Here is a 22,523-nt window from a genome sequence, read left to right as displayed (position 1 = left end):
GGCGATTCGGACGGAGCGGCCTGAACGGCGCTTGCCCGGACGGTTTCGATCGGGACGGTTCGCGCAGCGAGCCGGCGGGCCGGGGACGGCTGCAGGTAGGGCCGCGAAGTGCGCGATCATGCGCGCATGCCGATGCCCCGGACCGACCCGCTTGCCGACTCCGCGGCGCCCAGCCGCCTGCAATTGCCCCCAGGAGCGTGGGCGACCTTGCTGGACGGCTTGTGCGCGCGGTTTCCGGCGATCGGCCGCGAGCGCTGGCTGGACCGCTTCGCCCGCGGCCGCGTGCTCGATGCGCAGGGGCGCGCGCTGGCCGCATCGACGCCGTATCGCGTCGGCATGGAGGTCCGCTACTTCCGCGAAGTCGCCGACGAGGCGCGGGTTCCGTTCGAGGAGCGCATCGTGCATGCCGACACCCGCTTGCTGGTGGTCGACAAGCCGCATTTCCTGGCGGTGGCGCCGGCCGGCCGGCATGTCGCCGAGACCTTGCTGGGGCGGTTGCAGCGGCGCTACGGCGAGCCGGGTTTGGCGCCGTTGCATCGGCTCGACGCGGCCACCGCCGGGTTGGTGCTGTTCTCGCGCGATCCGGCCAGCCGCGACGCCTATCAGGCCTTGTTCCGCGCGCGGCGCATCCGCAAGCGCTATGAGGCGCTGGCGCCGCCGTTGCCGGAGCGTGCGTTCCCGCTGTTGCGGCGCTCGCGCATCGTTCCCGGCGAGCCGTTCTTTCTGATGCGCGAGGCCGAGGGCGAGCCGAACAGCGAGACCCGGATCGAGGTGATGGAGCGCAGCGAATCGGTCTGGCGCTATGCGCTGGAACCGGTCACCGGACGCAAACATCAACTGCGCGTGCACCTGGCCGCGCTGGGCGCGCCGATCCTCGGCGACCGGTTCTACCCGCTGGCGCCGCAGGCGCCGGACGATTACGCGCGGCCGTTGAAGCTGCTGGCGCGTTCGCTGCAGTTCGTCGACCCGCTGGACGGCCGCGAACGCCGCTACGACAGCGGCCTGAGCCTGTAGGCCTGTTGTAGGAGCGGCGTGGGCCGCGCCGCGGGCACGCGGAACCCGCACGGCCTGGGTGATCGCAACGAAGACCGAAACAGACGCCCCTGTCGAGCGCCGCAAGCCGCGGCTGCGGAGCCCCGGTCTCGCGTCTTAACCACCGTGCCGAACGCAGCGGTCAGCGCATGCAGTCTGGTGGCTGCTCGTCGAGCCATGGTCGGCGAGCAGTCGAGACAGCGCGGTCGCGGCTTGCGCCGCTGCTACCTCTCGGGTTCCGCGCTCACACCCACTCGCGCGAGGGCAGGGTGTAGCGCCTTTGCGGGCGGCCGATCAGGTCGAGGAAATTGTTGAACACCGCGTCGGCGCGCGTCTGCATGCCGTGGATGTGCTCGACGGTGCGGGCGCGGATCGCCTCTTCGCTGGTGTCGTGGCCGAGTTCGGCCAGCTCTTGGCGATAGACCGGGTTGGCCAGCCAGCGCTCGATCAGCGGCACGTCCATTTCCAGGTGGAACTGGAAGCCGTAGGCGTTGTCGCCCCAGCGGAAAGCCTGTTGTTCGCAGCTGTCCGTGCGCGCCAGGTGCTGGGCGCCGTTGGGAATCTCGAAGCTGTAGCGGTGCCACTGGAACACCGGCGCGGTACCGGCCAGCGGTGCCAGCACCGGATCGGCGGCGCCGGCCGCGGTGGTTTGCATCGGATACCAGCCGATTTCCGGGCGGTGGTGCTTGCGCACCGGCGCGCCGAGCACGTGGGCCAGCAATTGTGCGCCCAGGCAGATCCCCAGCACCGGCTTGCCCTGTTCGAGCATGCGTTCGATCGCCAGCAGCTCGGTGCGCAGATGCGGCCGCGCGGCCTGGTCTTCGACGTTCATCGGCCCGCCCAGCACGATCAGGCCGCGGTAGCGGTCGACGTTGGGCTGGGCCTCGGGATGGCGGTCGAAATTGGCGAAGCGGATGCGGTGGCCGCGGCGGCGGATCAGCGGGTCGAGCGTGCCCAGCGGCTCGGCGGCGACGTGTTGGAAGACCAGAATGCGGGACATGAGCGGCGGCGTTGCGGCTTACGCCTGCGACTATGCCAAACGCGGCGCGCGCTGTGGGGCGCTGGGCTTATGACTTCTGGTTTGGGCACGGAGGAGGCCGGGTCGCGCCGGCACGCAGCGACCGGCCGATTCGCTCTCCGGCCCGAACGCTTTGCGTTCGGGCGTTCGGTGGCGCGCGAGCGCGCCCCCCTCACCCCGCTTGCGGGGGAGGGATCGGGGGAGGGCGGCGACCAGCCTCAGCGCGGACCGCGCGGCTTGAACGGCTTGCGCGGGCCGGCGCCGTGCGGCTTGGGACCGCCCGGACGCGCGCCGTGCGGACGGAACGCGCCGGGGCGAGCGCGGCCGCGGCCGCCTTCGGCGTCGCCCGGGCCGGCGCGCTGGATGCGCAGCGGCTGACCGGCGACGCGCACCTTCTTCAGGTGCTCCATCAGCTCGCGCGGCATGCCCTCGGGCAGGTCGACCAGGGTGTACTCGTCGCGGATGTCGATGCGGCCGATGTAGCGGCTCTCCAGGTCGGCTTCGTTGGCGATCGCGCCGACGATGTTGCCGGGCTGCACGCCGTGGGCGTGGCCGACTTCGATCCGGAAGGTCTCCATGCCGACCTCGGCCTCGCGCGGCGCGCGCTCGTGGCTGCGCTCGGGCGCGCGCTCGTGGCGCGGCGCCGGCGCGTCGTCGTCGAACATCGACTCGGCGGCGTTGAGCGGGCGCTCGGACGATGCGCCCGGCATCGGCGGGGTGTACTGGCGCTGCTCGTGGCGATGCCCGCCGCGCTCCTCGTCGTGACGGGACGGACGGGCTTCGTCGCGCGCCGGGCGCTCGAACTTGTCGCGGCGATGCGCGCCGGAATTGGACGCGTTGTCGCGCTCGATGAACTTGCGCGTGGCCTGGCCGCGGTGTTCGCGCGGCCCATCGCGTTCGGCGTAGCGCGGCTGCGCCGCCGGCGGGGCCAGCAACAGCGGGTTCTCGCCCTGCACCAGCTTGGCCAGGGCCGCGGCGATCTCCACCGCCGGCACGTTCTTCTCGCGCTCGTAGCGTTCGACCAGATCGCGGAACAGGCCCAGCTCCTGGCTTTCCAGCGCCTCGCTGATGCGGCCGAGGAAGCGCGAGACGCGCTGCTCGTTGACCGTCTCCACGCTCGGCAGCTCCATCGGCTCGATCGGCTGGCGGGTGGCGCGCTCGATCGCGCGCAGCATGCCGCGCTCGCGCGGGGTCACGAAGAGGATCGCCTCGCCCTTGCGCCCGGCGCGGCCGGTGCGGCCGATGCGGTGGACGTAGCTTTCGGTGTCGTAGGGAATGTCGTAGTTCAGCACGTGGCTGATCCGCTCCACGTCCAGGCCGCGCGCGGCCACGTCGGTGGCGACCAGGACGTCGATCTTGCCGTCCTTGAGGTTCTGAATGGTCTTCTCGCGCTGCGCCTGCTGCACGTCGCCGTTGATCGCCGCGGCCGAGATGCCGCGCGCCGACAGCTTCTCGGCCAGCTCCTCGGTGCCGAGCTTGGTGCGCGAGAACACGATCATCGCGTCGAAGGTTTCGGCTTCGAGGATGCGGGTCAGCGCGTCGAGCTTGTGCACGCCGCTGACCGACCAGTAGCGCTGGCGGATGTTGGCCGAGGTGGTGGTCTTGGCCTTGATCGCGACTTCGACCGGTTCCTTGAGATAAGTCTGGGCGATGCGCTTGATCTGCGGCGGCATGGTCGCCGAGAACAGCGCCACCTGGCGCGTTTCCGGGGTCTTCTTCAGCACCGCCTCGACATCGTCGATGAAGCCCATGCGCAGCATCTCGTCGGCTTCGTCCAGGACCAGGCAGCGCAGCTGCGACAGGTCCAGCGAGCCGCGCTCGAGATGGTCGATGACCCGGCCGGGGGTGCCGACCACGACCTGCACGCCGCGCTTGAGCGCTTGCAGCTGCGGGTAATAGCTCTGGCCGCCGTAGATCGGCAGCACGTGGAAACCGGGCAGGTGGGTGGCGTACTTCTGGAACGCCTCGGCGACCTGGATCGCCAGCTCGCGGGTCGGCGCCAGCACCAGCGCCTGCGGGCGGGCCTGGGCCGGGTCGATCGCGGCCAGGATCGGCAGCGCGAACGCGGCGGTCTTGCCGGTGCCGGTCTGGGCCTGGCCGAGCACGTCGCGGCCTTCCAGCAGCGGCGGAATGGTGGCGGCCTGGATCGGCGAAGGCGACTCGTAGCCGACGTCGGCGAGCGCGCGCAGCAGCGTCTCCGGCAGGGCGAGGTCGGTGAATTTGGGCGTTTCGGGGGCGGTATTGGGCGTGTCGGCGCTCATGTCGAGGCTCTAGCAGCGCCGGCGAGGCCGGTCGGGAGACCCACCAGTCTACCTGTATGCGGGTGGAGCTTCGGCTCGGCCGCGCGCCGGGCGACGTGCGGTAGGTCGGTTCGGGCGCTGTTTCGCCGCTGGACGGGGCGGGTTGTGCCGGATCGGCCGGTTCGCCGCCGGTTGCGGCCGGGCGCGGAAATGTCGCTCGGTGGCGCTTGCACGTGTTTGCACGTTTATGCACAATTGAATCAAATCGTGCACAAACGAGTGTCTGCCCATGTCCACCGAAGAACTGCTGCCGCAGCAACGCCAGGGCCTGATCCTGCAGCGCCTGCTGGCCCAGGGCCGGGTGATCGCGGTCGATCTGGCGCGCGAACTGGAGGTCTCGCACGACACCATCCGCCGCGATCTGCGCGAAATGGCCGCGGCCGGGATGTGCCGGCGCGTCTACGGCGGCGCCTTGCCCCTGTCCCCGGATCACGGCCCGCTGGCCCGCCGACGGGGCCTGGAGCCGGCACGCAAGGCGGCACTCGCGCGCGCCGCGGTGGCGTTGGTCGAGCCCGGCCAACTGCTGTTCCTCGACGCCGGCTCGACCAATCTGGCGATCGCCGAGGCCTTGCCGGCGGACTGTCGGCTGACCGTGGCCACCAACGCGCCGGCGATCGCCGCGCGCCTGGCCGAGCGCGAGGATCTGCAGCTGATCGTGATCGGCGGCCGGGTCGATCCGCGCGTCGGCGCCAGCCTCGGCCGCGCCGCGACCCGCGATGCCGAGGCCTTGCGCAGCGATCTGTATTTTCTCGGCGTGTGCGGCGCCGACGCCGACGTCGGCGTGAGCGCGCTGGACTACGAGGACGCGCAGTTCAAGCAGGCCGTCGCCGCGGCCAGCCGCGCGGTGGTGGCGACCGCGACCGACGACAAGCTGGGTACCGCGGCGCGCTATCCGGTGCTGGGCGCCGACGCGCTGCACGCGCTGGTGATCGAGCACGGCGGCGACACGGCCCAGGCCGACGCCTTCGCCCACCGCGGCGTACGCGTGCTGCGCGCCGCGCCAGCGCGATGAGCCACAGCCTCGGCGCCGACGCCTATCGCATCGGCCGCCTTGCCCCTGCGCGGCCGCCGGCCGCCTGTGAACCGGGACTCCCCATGAATCCGCTCGATCCTCACGCCGCCTCCGACTCGCCCGCCGTGCGCGCCGACGCCGCGCCGGAGCCGCCCGGCGCGCCGGGCGCAAACGACGCGATGCCCGCCTCGGTGGCCGCTGCGGCGGATTCTTCCGCGCCCTCCTGCGCGATCGGCGCGCGCGAGCGCCTGTCGACCCGCATCGCCTTCTTCGTCGCCGGGGTGGCGATGGCGGCATGGGCGCCGCTGGTGCCTTACGCCAAGGCGCGCACCGGCGTCGACGAAGGCACCTTGGGCCTGCTGTTGCTCGCGCTCGGCGCCGGCTCGATCGCGGCGATGCCGCTGACCGGCGCGCTGGCCGCTCGCTACGGTTGTCGCAAGGTGATCCTGCTGGCCGGTGCCGCGGTCTGCGCCTGCCTGCCCTTGCTGGCGTACTGCGCGTCGGTGCCGGGTTTGGCCTTGGCGCTGTTCGGCTTCGGCGCGGCGATCGGCACCATCGACGTGGCGATCAACATCCAGGCGGTGATCGTCGAGAAAGCCGGCGGCCGCGCGCTGATGTCGGGTTTCCATGGGTTTTTCAGCGTCGGCGGCATCGCCGGCGCCGGTCTGGTCGGCGGCCTGCTGTGGTGGCAGGCCACGCCGTTGACCGCGGCGCTGGCCGCCGCGGTCGCGCTGGCGGTGCTGCTGTCGGCGGGCAGCCGGGGACTGTTGCGCTACGGCGCAGGGGGCGGCGGCGCGATGTTCGCGCTGCCGCGAGGCGCGGTGGCGCTGATCGGCGCGCTGTGCTTCGTGGTGTTCCTGGCCGAAGGCGCGATGCTGGACTGGAGCGCGCTGCTGCTGGTGTCGGCGCGCGGCGTCGACTCCAGCGCGGCCGGCATCGGTTATGCGGCCTTCGCCCTGGCGATGACCGTCGGCCGCTTCAACGGCGACCGCATCGTCCAACGCTTCGGGCCGCGCCGGGTGCAGGCCGTCGGCGGCGCCTGCGCCGCGCTCGGCTTCCTGCTCGCCGCGGCGTTGCCGTCGCCGATCGCGACCCTGCTCGGTTTCGTTCTGATCGGACTGGGCTGCTCGAACATCGTGCCGATCCTGTTCAGCGCCGCCGGCCAGCAGCGCGCGATGCCGGCGGCCGCGGCGATCTCGGCGGTCAGCACCCTGGGCTATGCCGGCATCCTCGCCGGCCCGGCCGCGATCGGCGCGATCGCGCGCATCGGCGGCCTGCCGCTGGCGTTCGCATTGTTGGGCCTGGCCTTGGTCGCGGTCGCGGCCGGCGCGCGCATCGCCCGCCAGGCTTGACCCGCCGGCCGGCGTTCAGCGCGGGCGCCGTGCCAGCCAGCGGTCCAGTTGCGCAGCGAAGGCCTGGCGGTCGCGGGCATGGAACGCGGCGGGGCCGCCGGTCTGCACCCCGGCGCCGCGCAGCTCCTCCATGAAATTGCGCACCGACAAGCGCTCGGCGATGTTGTCGCGGGTGTAGAGATCGCCCCGCGGATTCAAGGCCACCGCGCCTTTCTCCAGCGCCAGCGAGGCCAGCGGAATGTCCTGGGTCACCACCAGGTCGCCCGCGGCCAGCCGCTGCACGATCTCGTTGTCGGCCACGTCCAGCCCGCCCGGCACCTGGATCGCGCGGATGTAGGGCGAGGGCGGAGTGCGCAGCCATTGGTTGGCGACCAGGGTCAGCGGAATCCGGGCCCGGTCCGCGGCGCGGAACAGGATCTCCTTGATCGGGCCGGGGCAGGCGTCGGCGTCGACCCAGATCTGCGGTGTGATTGGCGGGGAAGAGGCATCGCTCATCGCGCCAGTTTGCCGTGGATCGGTCCGGCGCGTCGGCATCGGCTTCCCGTACCATGGCCGCCAGCCCCACGGACGCGCCGGCCATGATCACGGTCCACCACCTCAACAACTCCCGTTCCCAGCGCGTGCTGTGGCTGTTGGAGGAACTGGAGCTGCCGTACCGGATCGTGCGCTACCAGCGCGATCCCAAGACCCTGCTGGCGCCGGCGGAACTGCGCGCGGTGCATCCGCTGGGGAAATCGCCGGTGGTGGAACTGGACGGGCAGGTGCTGGCCGAGTCGGCGGCGATCATCGAAACGCTGTGCGAGCGCTACGACGGCGAGCACCGGCTGTCGCCGCCGTTGCAGCCGCTGGACGGCGAGGAGCGTCGGCGCTATCGCTATTGGATGCATTACGCCGAGGGCTCGGCGATGCCGCCGTTGTTGCTGAGCCTGGTGTTCGCGCGGCTGAAGTCGGCGCCGATGCCGTTTTTCGTCAAGCCGGTCGCGCGCGGGATCGCCGACAAGGCCCTGTCGGCCTTCGTCGGGCCGCAGTTGGCCCTGCACCTGGGATACATCGAAAGCGAACTGGGCCGGCACGAATGGTTCGCCGGCGAGCGCTTCACCGCGGCCGATATCCAGATGAGTTTTCCGGTCGAGGCCGCGGCGGCGCGCGCCGGCGGCGAGCGGCCGAGGATGCAGGCCTTCGTCGAGCGCATTCGCGCCCGCCCGGCCTACCAGCGGGCGCTGGAGAAGGGCGGGCCCTATTCGCTGTTGAGCTGAGGGCCGCGGCGCAGGCGGCTTGGATTCGCGCCGGCCGGCACCCATCTTGAAGCTTCATCCCCGGCCGGTTCCGCCATGCTCTCGCTGCGTTTCGACAATGCCTTCGTCCGCGAACTTCCCGGCGATCCCGAGTCGGGGCCGGGTGTACGCCAGGTGTATGGCGCGGCGTATTCGCGCACGCTGCCGACCCCGGTCGCCGCGCCGCGCCTGCTGGCGCATTCGGCCGAGATGGCGGGCATTCTGGGCATCGGCGAGGACGATCTGGCCGGCTCGGAGTTCGCCGCGGTGTTCGGCGGCAACGCCTTGCTGCCCGGGATGGACCCCTACGCGGCCAACTACGGCGGTCACCAGTTCGGGCATTGGGCCGGCCAGCTCGGCGACGGCCGCGCGATCACCCTCGGCGAGGCGGTGACTGCGGCCGGCGAGCGTTGGGAATTGCAGCTCAAAGGCGCCGGGCCGACGCCTTACTCGCGCAGTGCCGACGGCCGCGCGGTGTTGCGCTCGTCGATCCGCGAGTTCCTGTGCAGCGAGGCCATGCACCACCTGGGCGTGCCGACCACGCGCGCGCTGAGCCTGGTCGGCACCGGCGAGGCGGTGGTGCGCGACATGTTCTACGACGGCCATCCGCAGGCCGAACCGGGCGCGATCGTGTGCCGGGTCGCGCCTTCGTTCATCCGCTTCGGCAATTTCGAATTGCCGGCCTCGCGCGGCGAAACCGGATTGCTGAAGCAGCTGGTGGACTTCTGCATCCGCCGCGATTTTCCGCATCTGCAGGGCGACGAACCGGCGCGCCATGCGGCCTGGTTCGGCGAGGTCTGCGAGCGCACCGCCAGGCTGATGGCGCACTGGATGCGGGTCGGCTTCGTGCACGGAGTCATGAACACCGACAATCTTTCGGTGCTGGGCCTGACCATCGACTACGGCCCTTACGGCTGGATCGACGCCTACGACCCGGACTGGACGCCGAACACCACCGACGCCGGCCGCGGCCGCTATCGCTACGGCCAGCAGCCGCAGGTCGCGTACTGGAACCTGAGCCGGTTGGCCGGGGCCTTGTCGCTGCTGATCCCGGTCGAGGCCCTGCAGGACGGCCTGCGCCGTTATGTCGATACCTACAACGCGGCCGAGGCCGAGGCGATCGCGGCCAAGCTCGGCCTGCGCGATTGCGCGGAGGGCGACATCGAGCGCATGCAGCGCCTGCGCGAGTGGCTGCAGACGCACGAGATCGACATGACGATCTTTTTCCGTGCCCTGGCCGAGGTCGACGTCGAGGCCGAGGCGCCCGATCCGGCGCCGCTGGCCGAGGCCGCCTACGATTCCGACAAGGCCGCCGCCGGCGCGCCGGCCTTGCGGGCCTGGCTGGCCGACTACGCCGCCCGTGTCCGTGCCGATGCGCTGCCCGCGGCGCAGCGGCGCGCGCGCATGCACGCGGCCAACCCGCGCTACGTGCTGCGCAATTACCTGGCGCAGCAGGCGATCGACCGCGCCGAGCAGGGCGACCTCGGCGGCGTGCACGAACTGCTGGAGGTGATGCGGCGGCCGTACCAGGACCAGCCAGGACGCGAAGCCTTCGCGGCCAAGCGCCCCGACTGGGCGCGCGATCGCGCCGGGTGTTCGATGCTGTCGTGCAGTTCCTGAGCGCTCCACCCGTAGGCGCGGCGCGAGCCGCGACAACCGCGGCGGTGTACGCGAGCGCTCAGACCGCAGATCGCAGACCGCAAAGCGATGGCCTCGGCCGAGCGCACATCCAACGCCCGGGCTTGGGACGCCACGCGTTGACCGTCGTTCCGGTTGTCGCGGCTTGCGCCGCTCCCACGGCGAGTTGCGCCGCCGCCACCGCGTACCCGGCGACGAAAACGCACGTCCGGCGCCATCGGGACGACGTTTTTCGGACGTGAGCCGGGGCAGAATCGACCGATGCATTCCGCCATCCACCTGCACGTTCTCGGTCCTTCCGACCTGTCTCTGCATCCGGCCTATTGCGACTATGTCGCCCAGGTCTTCACCCAGGCCGACTTCCGTCGCTGGTGCGAGTGGGGGCAGTGGAGCGACAGCTACCGCGCGTTCTGCCTGGTGGAAGGCGGGCGGGTGGTCGCCAACGCATCGCTGTCGCGCATGCGCCTGTGGATCGACGGCAAGGACGTCGAAGGTTTCCAGCTCGGCGCGGTCGGCTGTTTGACGGGCCACCGCGGACAGGGGCTGGCGCGGCGGGCGATGCAGGCCGCGTTGGCGGTCTGCGGCCGTGCCCCGGTGCTGTTGTTCGCCAACCCGACGGTGCTGGACTTCTATCCGCGGTTCGGCTTCGCGGCCGCGCCGCAGTGGCGGTTCGAAAGCCGCGTCGAACTGCGTCCCGGGGCCGAGCCGGCGCCGGCGCTGGACTTGGCCGACCCGGTCTGGCGGGCCGAATTCCTGCGTCTGGCCACCGTTGCGGCCCCGTCGGCCGGGGCCTTCGCCGCCCGCGACTATGGCCGCATCGCGACTTGGTACGCCGCCAACGGCTACGCCTCGCCTTTGCGACGGCTCGATCGCGACACCCTGGTGTTCGCCCAGGTCGAGGACGGGATGCTGACGATCGAAGACGTGTTCTGCGCCGCCCCGGAGCGTTTCGACCCGGTCGCGGCCGTGCCGCGATTGATCGACGCGCCGGTGCGAGCCCTGCGTTTCGGCTTCGGCCCGCCGCGCGGCTGGCCGCGGGCCGAAGCGGTGGCGATCGAGGACGATGCGCACCTGTTCGTGCGCGGGCTCGACCTGCAGGCGCTGCCCGCACACCGCTTTCCGCTGCTGGCGCGGACCTGAGCGCGCCGGCCGCGGACGCCGGCCGGGCTCAGACCGGCGCGAAGGGCTTGGCGGCCTTCTTCTCGTTCTTCTCGGCGCGCTTTTCCTTCATGGTCTTGGCCGGCTTCTTCTTGGTCTCTTTCTTGCGGTCCATGCCCTTGCTCATGGCGGTTCCTCCCTTGGTGGCGGCGGGGTGCGGCGGAGGCCGTGCGCCTGCGCCGAGTATGCGCCCGGCCGGCGCCGCGTGCCGGCCGAGGCGCCGCCGCGGGCGCCGCGCCCGGTAGAATGGGCGGATGCCCCTGATTACCGTCCAGAACGTCGACTACAGCGTCGGCGGCCCGCTCCTGCTCGAAAACGTCGAGTTGGCCATCGAACCCGGCGAACGCATCGCCCTGATCGGCCGCAACGGCGCCGGCAAGTCCACGCTGATGAAGCTGCTGGCCGGCGAATTGCAGCCCGACGACGGCGAGGTACGGCGCGAAAACGGCGCGCGGGTGGCGCGGCTGGAGCAGGAAGTGCCGGCCGGCGCGACCGGCAGCGTGTTCGATGTGGTCGCCGACGGTCTGGGCGAACTGGGCGCGTGGTTGGCCGAGTACCACCATCTCAGCCATGCCGAGATCTACGACGCCGACGCGGTCGCCAAGGTGCAGGCCAAGATCGAGGACGCCCAGGGCTGGGCCCTGGACCAGCGCGTGACCGAGACCCTGACCCGGCTCGGCCTGGACGGCGAGGCCGCCTTCACCGGCCTGTCCGGCGGCATGAAGCGGCGCGTGCTGCTGGCGCGCGCGTTGGTCTCGGCGCCCGACCTGCTGCTGCTCGACGAGCCGACCAACCACCTCGACATCGAGGCGATCGACTGGCTGGAGCAGTTCCTCAAGTCCTGGCAGGGCGCGCTGCTGTTCGTCACCCACGACCGCCGCTTCCTGCGCGCGCTGGCGACCCGGATCGTCGAGATCGACCGCGGTCAGGTCACCAGCTGGCCGGGCGACTGGGACAATTACCTGCGTCGGCGCGAGGAACGGCTCAACGCCGAGGCGCAGGAGAACGCGCGCTTCGACAAGCTGCTGGCGCAGGAAGAGGTGTGGATCCGCCAGGGCATCAAGGCCCGCCGCACTCGCGACGAAGGCCGGGTGCGCCGGCTCAAGGCGATGCGCAACGAGCGCGCCGCGCGCCGCGACGCGGTCGGCAACGTGCGCATGGAGTTCGCCCAGTCCGAAGCCTCCGGACGCAAGGTCATCGAAGCCAAGGACGTGAACTTCGGCTACGGCGGGCAGCCGATGCTGAGCGACTTTTCGACCACCGTGTTCCGCGGCGACCGGATCGGCTTGATCGGCCCCAACGGCAGCGGCAAGACCACCTTGCTGAAGATCCTGCTCGGCGACCTGAGCCCGGGCACGGGCGAGGTGCGCGAGGGCAGCAAGCTGCAGATCGCCTATTTCGACCAGTACCGCGCGACGCTGCGCGAGGACTGGAACGCGATCGAGAATGTCGCCGAGGGCCGCGAGTATGTCGAGGTCGGCGGCAAGAGCAAGCACGTGATCGGCTACCTGCAGGACTTCCTATTCACCCCGGAACGTGCGCGGGCGCCGATCACCCGCCTGTCCGGCGGCGAGCGCAATCGTCTGCTGCTGGCCAAGCTGTTCGCCCAGCCGTCGAATCTGCTGGTGATGGACGAACCCACCAACGACCTCGACGTCGAAACGCTGGAACTGCTGGAAGAACTGCTCGGCGACTACCCCGGCACCTTGCTGCTGGTCAGCCACGACCGCGATTTCCTCGACAACGTGGTCACCTCGACCCTGGTGATGGAAGGCGAAGGGCGGGTCGGCGAGTACGTCGGCGGTTACAGCGACTGGCTGCGCCAACGCGCGCAGCCGGCGGCGCCGATCGCCGCGTCGGCGAAGCCGGCCGTCAAGGTCGAAGCGGCCGCCGCCGCGGCGGCGCCGGCCGCGAGCAAGCGCAAGCTCAGCTACAAGGACGCGCGCGAGCTGGAGCAGCTGCCGCTGCGGATCGAGGAGCTGGAAACCCGCCTGGCCCAGCTCACCGCGCAAATGAACGAGGCCGCGTTCTACCAGCGCGACAGCGCCGCGATCAACGCCCACAACGCCAGCCTGGCCCAGACCCAGGCCGAGCTCGACCACGCCTACGCGCGCTGGGCCGAACTGGAAGGCTGAGCCGCCGGCGTAGGCCGGCCGCGGCGCAGTGCGACCCCCGACTTCCGGCGCTTGCGCCGGCGCTGGGCGGCGGTTCCTAATCGCAGTCGCGAACGCCGGCGCGGCCGGCGAGGGGAGACCGGCGATGCGGCGGATCGGCGCAACAGTGGCGATGGCGGCGACCATGTGGCTGATGCTGGCCGGCGGCCACGCCGGCGCGACGGTCAAGGACGCGGCCGCGAACGGGTTCACGGTCGAGAACGAGCAGACCGTGCCGGTGGCGCCGGACGCGGCCTGGAAGGCGCTGGTCGAGGACATCGACCGTTGGTGGCCGAAGGACCACACCTGGTGGGGCCAGGCCTCGCGCCTGTCGCTGCAGCCGCACGCCGGCGGCTGCTTCTGCGAGATCGGCAAGGACGGCAAGCAGCAGGCCCTGCACATGACGGTGAGTTTCGTCGACCCGGGCAAGACCCTGCGCCTGCTCGGCGGCCTCGGCCCGCTGCAGGGCATGGGCCTGCACGGCGCGCTGGAGTTCAAGCTCGCCGCGACCGCCGACGGCGGCACCCGCATCGTCATGAGCTATCGCGCCGGCGGCTACACCCCCGACGACCTGAGCAAGTTCGTCGCCGTGGTCGATCAGGTGCAAGGCCTGCAATTGCAGGGGCTCGGCGATTACCTGCGGCGCGCGCCGGCGAACCCGGCGGCCATCCGACCGGCCGCGACCCCATCGAGCGCCACCGAGGCCGGCCGCGCCGCCGTCCAGCCCGATCCGCAGCGATGAGCCCGGGCGCCGCCTATCGCACCTGCCACGCACGCGGCGCCAGCCTGGCGACGCATCGCCATCGCCACGCTTACGCGGCCTTGGTGCTGGACGGCGACTACACCGAATCCAGCGTCGACGGTCCGTTGCCGTGCACCCCGGGCACGCTGGTGCTGCACCCCGCCTATCACGCCCACGGCGACCGTTTCGGCGGGCTCGGCGCGCAGGCGATCAACCTCGATCTGCCCGAGCGCGGGTGGCTCGATGCCGGTCCGTCCGACAACCGCGCGTTCGGACAGGCGCCGGCCCGGGTGCGGTCGAGCGAGACCGGTCGATCCGGCATGGGCGGGCCGGACGCAGTCCTGGCCGCGTTCGGTGCCAGCGCCTGGCGCGTGCATCACCTGGGCGAGGCGCTGGAGGTGTTCGCGCGTTGCCCGCAGCGATTGCCGGAATTGCTGGCCTGCGCCGTGCCGCAGGCCCCGTCGCCATTGCCGGATTGGCAAGGCGAACTGCTGCGGCGCATGGCCGACAGCGAGGACGAGATCGGCGTGCTCGCCGGCCGGCTTGGCGTGTCGGCCGAGCACGCCAGCCGCGCGCTGACCCGCAGCTACGGCATGTCGCCGCGCGCATTGCGGCGCGAACTGCGTTGGCGCCGCGCGTTGCGACTGCTGGCCACCGATCTGCCCTTGGCCGAGGTCGCCGCGGCGGCGGGCTTCGCCGATCAGAGCCATCTGCACCGGATCGTGGTCGCCCACGCCGGTTGCACCCCGGCGACCTTGCGCCGGCAGATCAAGTACGTACAAGACCCGGCGCCGGCGCAGGCGGCCTAATGGCCCCAACGCGCCGCGGCGCAACCGGAGTCTGCCGATGAAACCGACCCTGCTGTCCACCCTGTGTTCGCTGAGCCTGGCGGCGACGACCGCCGGTGCGCTCGCCGCCACCGCCGCGGCGCCTGCCGACAGCGGCCCGCAGGCCGCGCAGGCGGTCAACCAGGCCAAGGGCGACACCCTGCGCGCCGACATGCCGTCCGCGTTGAAGGCGCTGAAGGCAGCGCCCGTGGCGCAGTTCAACGCCAAGGACGCCGCGTTCCGCAGCTGCATGCTCAAACGCCACGATCGCAGCGGCGCGCCGGCGCCGGTCGAACCCGACGGCGGTCTCAGCGATCCGATGGTGCGCGCGCTGCTGGCCAGCTACCAGCGCTACTGGTGGCGGTCGCTGCGGGACGTCTCCGTCCGGCCCGCGGCCGAGAAGCAGCTCAAGACCGAACTGGCTGGCCTGCTTGGCGAAGCGCCGCCGGCCGAGGGCGAGGAGGCGTTCGACGCCTTGAACGAGCGCCTCGACGCCGAACTCGGCAAGCGCGGCGTGCACGCGCAGCTCGGCCGTACGCCGCCGCTGTACGATCTGCTGCTGTGGCGGGCGCAGGAGCAGCGCGACTACGTGGTCGATCTGCCCGGCGGCGCGCGTCAGCCGGTGAGGGTGTTCCTGATGGACGACTGGATCAGCCGCGGCTGGATCCACTACGGTATCTGCGGCGCCGGCGGCGCCGGCGGCTGGGCCAACGCCGACGGCGTGTTCGCGGTGCGTGCCAATTACGGCGATCTGCAGGGCGAGGACTACCGGGTCAGCCTGCTCGGCCACGAATCGCAGCACTACGCCGACCAGCAGCGTTGGCCGGACATGCTGTCCTGGCAGCTGGAGTACCGGGCCAAGCTGGTCGAGCTGGCGCAGGCCGACCAGACCCGCGATACGTTGCTGGGCAAGTTCTATCGCAGCCGCGACGACAACCCGGATCACCCGCACCCGTATTCGAACAAACGCGTGCTGAGCGATGTCGCGACCCAGCTGGGGTTGGGCGCCGATGCCGACCTGCGCATGGCCGATCCGGCCGCCGTGCGCCGCGCCGCGGCCGAGGTGCTGGCCGAGGACACGCGGCGGCGCGAAGCCGACGGCCACGGCGCGGCGCCGGCCAAGGCCAAAGCCGCGCCCTCGCGCTGAGCGAATGCCGGCGGCCGCGGCCGCCGGCGTTAGACTGGCGCCATGCATCAAGACTCCCTGTTCGGCGCGGCGCCGGCCGCGCCCGCCGATATCCACCGATTGTTCTTCGCCTTGCTGCCCGACGCGGCGACCCGCGAGCGCATGGCCGCGACCGCGGCACGGCTGCAACAGGACTACCGCAGCGGCGGCCGCGCGATCGGCGCGCATCGCTACCACCTGACGCTGCAATTCCTCGGCGACGCCCACGAGTTCCCGCGCGATCGCGCGCAGGCCGCCTGCGCTGCGGCGGCGACGCTGGAGACGCCGGCGTTCGCATTGCGTCTGGACCGCGCCGGTAGCTTCCGCAACCGTTCGATTCCCTGGTGGCTGGGCTGCGAGCGGATGCCCGACGGCTTGCAGCAGCTATGGCAGCGCCTGGGCGTGGCCTTGGCCAAGCAGGGGCTGCGCGCGGAATCGGGATCGCAACTGGTGCCGCACGTCACCGTGGTCCGCGACGCCGCCGCACCGCTGCATCCGCCGGTCGCGATCGAGGCCATCGACTGGCCGGTGAGCGAGTTCGTCCTGATCCACAGCCAGTTGGGCGCACGCAATGCCTACACCGTGCTGGGGCAGTGGCCGCTGCGCGGATAGGGCTGACGGCTGTCGCTTTGGCCGGATCCGATCGTCGGTGCCGGCAGCGGCTTGCGGGCGCCGCGTCGGTGCAGCGGCCGCGGAGGCCGGCATCGCGACGCGAGACCGCAACCGCGCGGCCGCGGCCTGCGCCGCTCCACCCTCCGTGGACTGGGGCGATGCGGGTCGGGCCCGCCGACTGCCACGCTAGCGGCGGGAAGCGGGGCCGGCGCAGAATGGGCCGTCACCGCCGAGGGCATCGCCATGACCGCCGCCGACCGGCGCATCGACGCCTACATCGCCCAGGCCGCGCCGTTCGCGCAGCCGATCCTGCAGCACTTGCGCGCGCTGGTGCGCGCGGCCTGCCCCGAGGTCGAAGAGACCCTGAAATGGGGCATGCCGAGCTTCCTCTACCGCGGCAAGATCCTGTGCGCGATGGCGGCGTTCAAACAGCATGCGACGTTCGGCTTCTGGCACGGCGCGCAAGTGGTCGGCGCCGCGCAGGCCGCCGGCAGCGATGCGATGGGCCAGTTCGGGCGTTTGACCCGGGTCGCCGACCTGCCGGGCAAACGCGAACTGACGCGGTTGGTCAAACAGGCGATGGCGTTGATCGAATCCGGCGCGACCCGGCCGGCGACCCGGACCGCCGAGCGCAAACCGCCGGTGCGGACCCCCGATGACCTGGCTGCGGCCCTGCGCAAGAATGCCAAGGCCCGTGCCAACTTCGAGGCCTTTCCGCCGAGTCAGAAGCGCGAATACGTGGAATGGATCGAAGCGGCCAAGCGCGAGGCCACCCGCCACGCCCGCCTGATCCAGGCGGTGGAGTGGATGGCGCAGGGCAAGGTGCGGAACTGGAAGTATGTGGGGCGGTGATTGGGGATTCGGGATTGGGGATTCGGGATTGGAGATTCGGGATTGGCAAGGGCTGAGAACCCAAACCCAAAGCCGGGACTCGACGGGATCTCGGACGGCGGCGCTGCTGTGAGCTCAGGCAATACCACGAAAATTAGCCCCCTTTGGAAAGGGGGCTGGCGCCTTGCGCGACGATGGGATGCGCAGAGGGAGCGGCGCCGGGGGATCTGCTCCGGGCGCCGCCGCCGAATCAGCGGCGGAAATCCACCGCGAACGCGATCAGCGTGCCGGGGATGCGCGCGGTGCCGGCGGGGCAGGCGGCATCCAGCGGCACCTGGGTGCGGGTGCCGCCGAGGCGGTCGACGCAGACTTCGAACTGCTCGCCGGCGCCGGTCTGGGTCACGCTGTAGTCGTTGTCGCTGCCGACCAGCACCAGATGACGGCCGTCGCGCAGGCGCGGGCCGATCGCCAGGCCTTCCAGTTTCTCCGGAACATCGCGTACGCCGGCGCCGTGCAGCGCGGCAAGCAGATCGACCTCCGGAGCCTTGTCGACCGCGCGCACGCCCGCCGGCAGGTCGTTGCTGCCGGCCAGCGAGCGCTGCGACACGTCGCTCGCGCCGCGCAGCGAAATCCGGTAGACGCGCTTGTGCAGGGGCGCTGCGGTGACTTCCACGCCGAGGCCGCGGTTGTCGCGTTCCAGCACCAGGAAATCCTGGTCGCTGAGCGCATGGATCGCGCTCAGGCCGATGCTGCGGCCCTGCTGGGTAGCGGAGAAGTCGTCCCGGGTCGAGGGATCGATCGCGTTCAGCGCCTCGATCGGCTCCAGCCGGTACACGTATTGCGCGCCGGCGCGGCCGCGGCGCAGATCGAACTCGACGATGCGCACGTTGCGGCTGCGGCGCCCGTCGTTGCCCGCGCCTTCCTGCACCAGCGGGTCTTGCATCACCGCATAGAGCTTGTCGCCGGAGGCGTTGAGCGTCAGGCCTTCGAAGCCGCGGTTGTCCTGGCGCCCGGCGACCACGCTCTTGCGATCGCCGACGTAGTCCAGCGCGCCCTGGGCATTGCGCGGGCGCAGGTTGTCGGGAATCTCGAACGCGCGCAGCAGGCGGCCGTTGGGCGCGAACTCGTACAGGCTGGGGCCGTACTCGTCGGCGACGTAGAAGTGGCCGTTGCGGCCGATGGCCAGGCCTTCGGGATCGAAACTCAGGCCGAGCCGGGATGCGTCGCCGTTGAGCAACTGCGGATTGAGGCCGTTGAGGCTGTCGCGGCGACGAGCGTGGAACAGCACGGTCTTGTCGACGATCGGCTGACCGATGCGGCCGCTGCGGCGATCGTAGGGAATGCGTAGGCGTTGCACGCGAGTGGCGTAATCGATCACGCCGCCGCCCGGGCCGCGGTCGGACAGGGCGTACCAGTAGCCGTCGCGCGGGTTGTAGCTGAGGTCGGAGTAGAAGCCGAAGCGATTGAGGTTGGCCTGGTCCGGCGTGCCCGGCGGTAGGCGCACGGCATCGCGGGTCGTCGCCGCGGTCTCGACCACGTTGCGCAGCGACCAGGAAGCGGCGCAGGCGGGCAGGGCGCAGGCGAGCAGCACGGCGGCGCCGAGGACGGAACGGATCATGCGGGGCTCCAGGGGCACGGGAAACCGGTCATGCTGAAAGCGGCAGATGTCAGCGGGATGACGGTCCGCCAGCGTCGCGACGACCTACCCCTGTAGGAGCGGCGCAAGCCGCGACCGCCATCCCTCACTCTCGCCGCGCTTCGTCCTGGGACCCCTGTAGGAGCGGCGCAAGCCGCGACCACGGAGCGCGCAGAGGCCTCAAGGCTTGCGTCAACGATCGAAGCCCGGAACCTTCGTCGAAGCGGACGCCACGCAGGCCACGCGCGGGGAAACTGCAACATCGGCGCCGACGACGCCCTCCGTCGACGCCGCGTCCCGCGCTCAGCGCAGCCGCAATACCGCCAGCATGCCGAAATGATCCGACGCCCACACGCCTTCGCGGCTGCGGTCGAGGACGATTTTGGCTTCGACCAGCTCGAAACGTTGCGGGTCGTAGAACACGTGATCGATGCGTTGCGCCGGTAGATACGCGGGGTTGAGCGTGGTGTGCGCGGCCGGATCGGCGCTCGCCTGCGGATGCGCGCTGCCGTAGGCGTCGCGATAGCGTGCGGCCAAGGCATTCAACTCCGGCGAATCGGCGTCGCTGTTGAAATCGCCGGCGATCAGCACCGGCCCGTCGCCGCGCGTGGCGTCGACGAAGTCGAGCAGACTGGCGACCTGGCGCGCGCGGATCGCGCCGCCCTGGCGGTCGTTGTGCAGATGGGTGGCATAGACCTCGACTGCGCCGGTGCGACCCAGCGCCACGCGCGCATGCGCCGCGGTGCGGTAGTCGTCCAGGGGGTCGAGTTTGCGCTGGTCCCGGGCGCGGCTGCGTGCCCGCGTCAACAACGCATTGCCGTAGCGACGCGCGGCCTGCGGCGGATCGACCGAAACGAACTGGACCCGGTAGCCCAAGGCGGCGCCCAGATCCTCGGCCTGATTGCGCAGGCCGTCGCGCTGCAGCACTTCCTGCAGCGCGATCACGTCCGGGCGCAGGCGGCGGAGCTCGTCGACGATCAGGGCGCGGCGGCGCGGCCAATCGCCCTTGTCGTGCCACAGATTGAGGCTGAGCACGCGGATCGTCGGCGCTGCACGCACGGCGGTACGCGATGCCGCAGCGGGAGCGGCGGCAGGATCGGTGGCGGAACCGGCCGCTATTGCGGACTCGGCTGCGCCGGCGAGGCAGGCAGACGACAATGCAAGGGCGGCGAGCGCGGCCTGCGCGAGATGTCGCAAACCTCGCGCGAAGCGGTGCGCGGCGACGCCGTCTGCAGGACTTCGGTGCGACGGCGAAACGGGCGCGGAGCGGCTCATGGCGACCGAAACTCCGCGCAACCGCGATACGTCTGTGCGCCGACCTGCAGCATCACGCTGGCCGGATAGTCGCGTTCGCTCATGCCGTCGCTGCAGGTCTCGCGCCGATAGCGCAGTTCCACCTCAACGCCATCGGCGGTGGTGCCGCGATAGCCGGCGTCGCCGAGCCGGGCCGCGGCGGCGACGTCGAGCCTGCGCTCGCCGTAGTCGAGAATCAGGCGCATGGCCGGCGTGTCGCCGGCCCCGACTTCGACCAGCCAGCCAGGCTCGTTGCCGATCGCGCGCAGTCCGGAAGGCGGAATGGGCGTTGTGCCCGCGGCGGTCGGTACGGCGGCGGTCTGCGTCGCCGCGCCGTGGCAGGCCGGCAGCGCCGTGGCGACCAGCAGGACGAATGCGAGGCGCGAAAGCATGGCAGTCTCCGATCCGAGTCGCAGCGAGCATAGCGTCGGGCGCGTGAATGCCGCCGCGCCGTACCGCCTGTAGGAGCGGCGTGAGCCGCGACCGTCGAAGCGGTGACGCTCCGCGCGGTCGGTCGGGGGGCGGGCGCATCGTCCGCCGCTTTTGCGGGCAGCAAAAGCAGCCCCCTTTGCCCCCTTTGCAAAGAGGGGGCCGTAAACGGGCCTCACGAACCTAGGCGGAAGGCTCGGTCGTAATGCCGCTCAGTGCGGCACGTGCTCGGTGCGCAGCACCGGGTAGAGGTTGTAGCGCGCGTCCCAGGCCGAATGGCGGCGGTAGAAGAACTCCAGCCGGGCCTGCGGGCTCTTGGCGAATTCGGGCTCTTCGCGCAGTTTGCGCTCGAATTCGGCCTTGAGCTGCGGGTCGCGCCCCAGCATTTCGCGGGCGACTTCTTCGGCGACGTAGTCTTCCATGTACTCCTTGCGCTCGAAGGCGTTGTTGAACTCGCCCCAGGACGCCAGCGAGTCCGGCGCCTGCGGTTCCAGCATGGACATGACCACGCGCGCCTTGGGCTGGGCGATCGGCACGAACAACGCGCCGGCGGCCAGGTCCTGGGTTTCCGCCTTCCATTCGCCGTCCAGCGTGGCGCGCTGATGCCCCTCGACCGATTGCGCGGCGAACGCGGCCTTGTCGGCGCGGAACGCCGCCACCGCCGCCTGGCTCAGGGCGTGGTCGAGACGGCGGTAGCTCACGCCGTGGCGGTCCAGGCGCGCCCCGACCCAGGCCGCATGCGCGGCCGGCACCAGGTAACCGCCGCGCGGCGCGGTCACGCTGCGCGCGGGCTGGATGTCGTACTTGAGCGGCAGCTTCCACACGTCCGGCTTGGTCTCGTCGTAACGGGTCATCAGCGCCCCGGAGACGTCCGAAGGCGTGCGCGTATAGGCATAGCCGCGGAAATCGACCGTGCGCACCGCGTCGCCGGTCTTGTAGTCCAGCGCCACCGTCTCCCCGGCCAGGGCTTCGGCGCGCCGGTCGGCGGCATCGGCCTGGCGGCGCCAGCCGGCGCCGTCGCGGGCGACCAGCTCCAGCACGTCGACGATGGTATTGCGGGTGATCCCGACTCGGGTCGGGTAGTCCTTCCAGGAATGGGTCTCGACCAGCATGCCGAGACGGTTGCGCAGGAAGAAATAGCCGTGCGAGAAGCGCGGCGGCGGTACGCCGTCCTCGAAGCCCGAGGCCGGGTTGTCGGCTTCGACGAAGGACGGATAGAACGACAGCGGCAACGAGCCCTGCTTGGCCAGGCGGGCGATGACGCCGTCGCGCAGGGCGAGGCCGGCCTGGCGCAGCGGCGCATCGCCGGCGTGCACCGGCTCGACCTGGATCGACACGTCGTGCTCGAACTTGGCGCCGTCGGTGACGTGCAGGTCGACGTAGACCAGTGGGTCCCAGGCCTCGATCAGCTTGAGCATGGCCTGCATCTCGGCCGAGTCGGCCTTGAGGTAGTCGCGGTTGAGGTTGTAGTTCTGCGCGGTGGTGCGCCAACCCATCTCCTCCGGGCCGCGCTGGTTCGGCCGGTTCCAGCGGCCGAAGCGCTCGTGGCCGTCGATGTTGAACACCGGCACGAACACCAGCACCTGCTTGTCCAGCGCGCCCTTGGCGGCTTGGCCGTCCAGGAGCTGGCGCAGCGCCAGGAAGCCGGCATCCTTGCCGTCGATCTCGCCGGAGTGGATGCCGCCCTGGATCAGGGTCACCGGCAGGCCTTGCGCCTTGGCCTGTGCGGGCGAGGACGCGCCGCTGCGGGTGGCCACCAGCGCTTTCATCGGCCGGCCCTCGGGCGTGACGCCGAAGTCGATGCAGCGCACCGCATCGGCGTAGCGCTCGGCATAGGCGGCGCACAGCGCCAGCACTTCGTCGTAGCGGCCGGTCTTGAGGAAGCCGCTGCGTTCGGCGACGGTGGTCAGCGGCGCCTGCGCGGGCGCGGCGGAAGCGAGCGGAGCGGCGGCGAGCAGGGCGGACAGCAGGGCGGTGCGGGCAACGGTGCGTGGCATCGGATCGGTTCTCCCCGGAATCGCCGTGCATGGTAGCGAAGTGCAGGGCGCGCG

Annotated in this window: 19 protein-coding genes; 12 read left to right on the top strand and 7 right to left on the bottom strand. The window is 71.3% G+C overall.

Translation table 11 applies throughout. The annotated features are described in order from the left end of the window. Positions 1–132: 132 nt before the first annotated feature. On the top strand, positions 133–1,014 hold the full coding sequence (locus V2J18_RS13795; protein ID WP_336133111.1) for a pseudouridine synthase: 882 nt from the start codon (positions 133–135) through the stop codon (positions 1,012–1,014). 262 nt (positions 1,015–1,276) lie between these two features. Here the strand turns inward: V2J18_RS13795 and V2J18_RS13790 are convergent, their stop codons facing one another. Next, positions 1,277–2,032, bottom strand: coding sequence for a type 1 glutamine amidotransferase (locus tag V2J18_RS13790; protein WP_064747505.1), 756 nt, complete (start codon positions 2,030–2,032; stop codon positions 1,277–1,279). Positions 2,033–2,268: 236 nt separating this feature from the next. Then, positions 2,269–4,311 carry a DEAD/DEAH box helicase gene (locus V2J18_RS13785; RefSeq protein ID WP_064747506.1) on the bottom strand — a complete coding sequence of 681 codons (2,043 nt, stop codon included), beginning with the start codon at positions 4,309–4,311 and terminating at the stop codon, positions 2,269–2,271. 268 nt (positions 4,312–4,579) lie between these two features. Between V2J18_RS13785 and V2J18_RS13780 the strand changes: the two genes are divergently transcribed. Together V2J18_RS13780 and V2J18_RS13775 are read left to right on the top strand one after the other, a co-directional pair. Further along, on the top strand, positions 4,580–5,362 hold the full coding sequence (locus tag V2J18_RS13780) for a DeoR/GlpR family DNA-binding transcription regulator (RefSeq protein WP_064747507.1): 783 nt from the start codon (positions 4,580–4,582) through the stop codon (positions 5,360–5,362). Positions 5,363–5,445: 83 nt separating this feature from the next. Further along, positions 5,446–6,714, top strand: a complete 1,269-nt coding sequence (locus V2J18_RS13775) for an MFS transporter (protein WP_261370068.1) — start codon at positions 5,446–5,448, stop codon at positions 6,712–6,714. Between the two features lie 15 nt (positions 6,715–6,729). Here V2J18_RS13775 and V2J18_RS13770 read toward each other — a convergent pair whose 3' ends face one another. Continuing rightward, the gene (locus tag V2J18_RS13770; protein WP_336132043.1) at positions 6,730–7,209 is read right to left on the bottom strand and encodes a YaiI/YqxD family protein; all 480 of its coding nucleotides are present in this window, start codon (positions 7,207–7,209) and stop codon (positions 6,730–6,732) included. An 83-nt stretch (positions 7,210–7,292) separates the two neighbouring features. On the opposite strand from V2J18_RS13770, the gene V2J18_RS13765 reads away from it, so the two are divergent. The 9 genes from V2J18_RS13765 (at position 7,293) to V2J18_RS13725 (ending at position 17,135) form a co-directional block, all read left to right on the top strand. Beyond that, positions 7,293–7,970, top strand: a complete 678-nt coding sequence (locus V2J18_RS13765) for a glutathione S-transferase (RefSeq protein WP_336132042.1) — start codon at positions 7,293–7,295, stop codon at positions 7,968–7,970. Positions 7,971–8,045: 75 nt separating this feature from the next. Further along, positions 8,046–9,608 carry a protein adenylyltransferase SelO gene (locus tag V2J18_RS13760; RefSeq protein ID WP_336132041.1) on the top strand — a complete coding sequence of 521 codons (1,563 nt, stop codon included), beginning with the start codon at positions 8,046–8,048 and terminating at the stop codon, positions 9,606–9,608. Between the two features lie 279 nt (positions 9,609–9,887). Continuing rightward, entirely contained in the window at positions 9,888–10,766 is an 879-nt protein-coding gene (locus V2J18_RS13755) for a GNAT family N-acetyltransferase (RefSeq protein WP_336132040.1), read from the top strand. 272 nt (positions 10,767–11,038) lie between these two features. Continuing rightward, a complete protein-coding gene (locus tag V2J18_RS13750) occupies positions 11,039–12,919 on the top strand; it encodes an ATP-binding cassette domain-containing protein (RefSeq protein ID WP_064747511.1) in 1,881 nt (626 codons plus the stop codon). Between the two features lie 163 nt (positions 12,920–13,082). Continuing rightward, complete coding sequence (locus V2J18_RS13745; protein ID WP_222423739.1) at positions 13,083–13,679, top strand: SRPBCC family protein; 597 nt, start codon at positions 13,083–13,085, stop codon at positions 13,677–13,679. Then, entirely contained in the window at positions 13,676–14,488 is an 813-nt protein-coding gene (locus V2J18_RS13740; RefSeq protein WP_064747512.1) for a helix-turn-helix domain-containing protein, read from the top strand. Before V2J18_RS13745 ends, V2J18_RS13740 begins: the two co-directional genes overlap by 4 nt. Before the next feature lie 37 nt (positions 14,489–14,525). Next, on the top strand, positions 14,526–15,653 hold the full coding sequence (locus V2J18_RS13735; RefSeq protein WP_064747513.1) for a hypothetical protein: 1,128 nt from the start codon (positions 14,526–14,528) through the stop codon (positions 15,651–15,653). A gap of 42 nt (positions 15,654–15,695) precedes the next feature. Next, positions 15,696–16,283: an RNA 2',3'-cyclic phosphodiesterase gene (gene thpR, locus V2J18_RS13730; protein WP_336132039.1), complete on the top strand. Its 588-nt coding sequence runs from the start codon at positions 15,696–15,698 to the stop codon at positions 16,281–16,283. A gap of 243 nt (positions 16,284–16,526) precedes the next feature. Further along, complete coding sequence (locus V2J18_RS13725) at positions 16,527–17,135, top strand: YdeI/OmpD-associated family protein (RefSeq protein WP_336132038.1); 609 nt, start codon at positions 16,527–16,529, stop codon at positions 17,133–17,135. 229 nt (positions 17,136–17,364) lie between these two features. Here V2J18_RS13725 and V2J18_RS13720 read toward each other — a convergent pair whose 3' ends face one another. The 4 genes from V2J18_RS13720 to V2J18_RS13705 form a co-directional block, all read right to left on the bottom strand. Beyond that, positions 17,365–18,732 (bottom strand): esterase-like activity of phytase family protein, encoded by a 1,368-nt coding sequence (locus V2J18_RS13720; RefSeq protein ID WP_336132037.1) that lies wholly within the window; start codon positions 18,730–18,732, stop codon positions 17,365–17,367. A 321-nt stretch (positions 18,733–19,053) separates the two neighbouring features. Then, positions 19,054–19,809: an endonuclease/exonuclease/phosphatase family protein gene (locus tag V2J18_RS13715; protein ID WP_261370069.1), complete on the bottom strand. Its 756-nt coding sequence runs from the start codon at positions 19,807–19,809 to the stop codon at positions 19,054–19,056. Positions 19,810–20,021: 212 nt separating this feature from the next. Next, positions 20,022–20,435, bottom strand: a complete 414-nt coding sequence (locus V2J18_RS13710; protein WP_336132036.1) for a hypothetical protein — start codon at positions 20,433–20,435, stop codon at positions 20,022–20,024. 249 nt (positions 20,436–20,684) lie between these two features. Further along, the gene (locus V2J18_RS13705; protein WP_336132035.1) at positions 20,685–22,469 is read right to left on the bottom strand and encodes a M14 family metallopeptidase; all 1,785 of its coding nucleotides are present in this window, start codon (positions 22,467–22,469) and stop codon (positions 20,685–20,687) included. Positions 22,470–22,523: the final 54 nt, after the last annotated feature.

This window comes from Lysobacter firmicutimachus (assembly GCF_037027445.1).
Lineage (GTDB): Bacteria > Pseudomonadota > Gammaproteobacteria > Xanthomonadales > Xanthomonadaceae > Lysobacter > Lysobacter firmicutimachus.
This window is presented reverse-complemented; position numbering and strand designations above follow the sequence as displayed.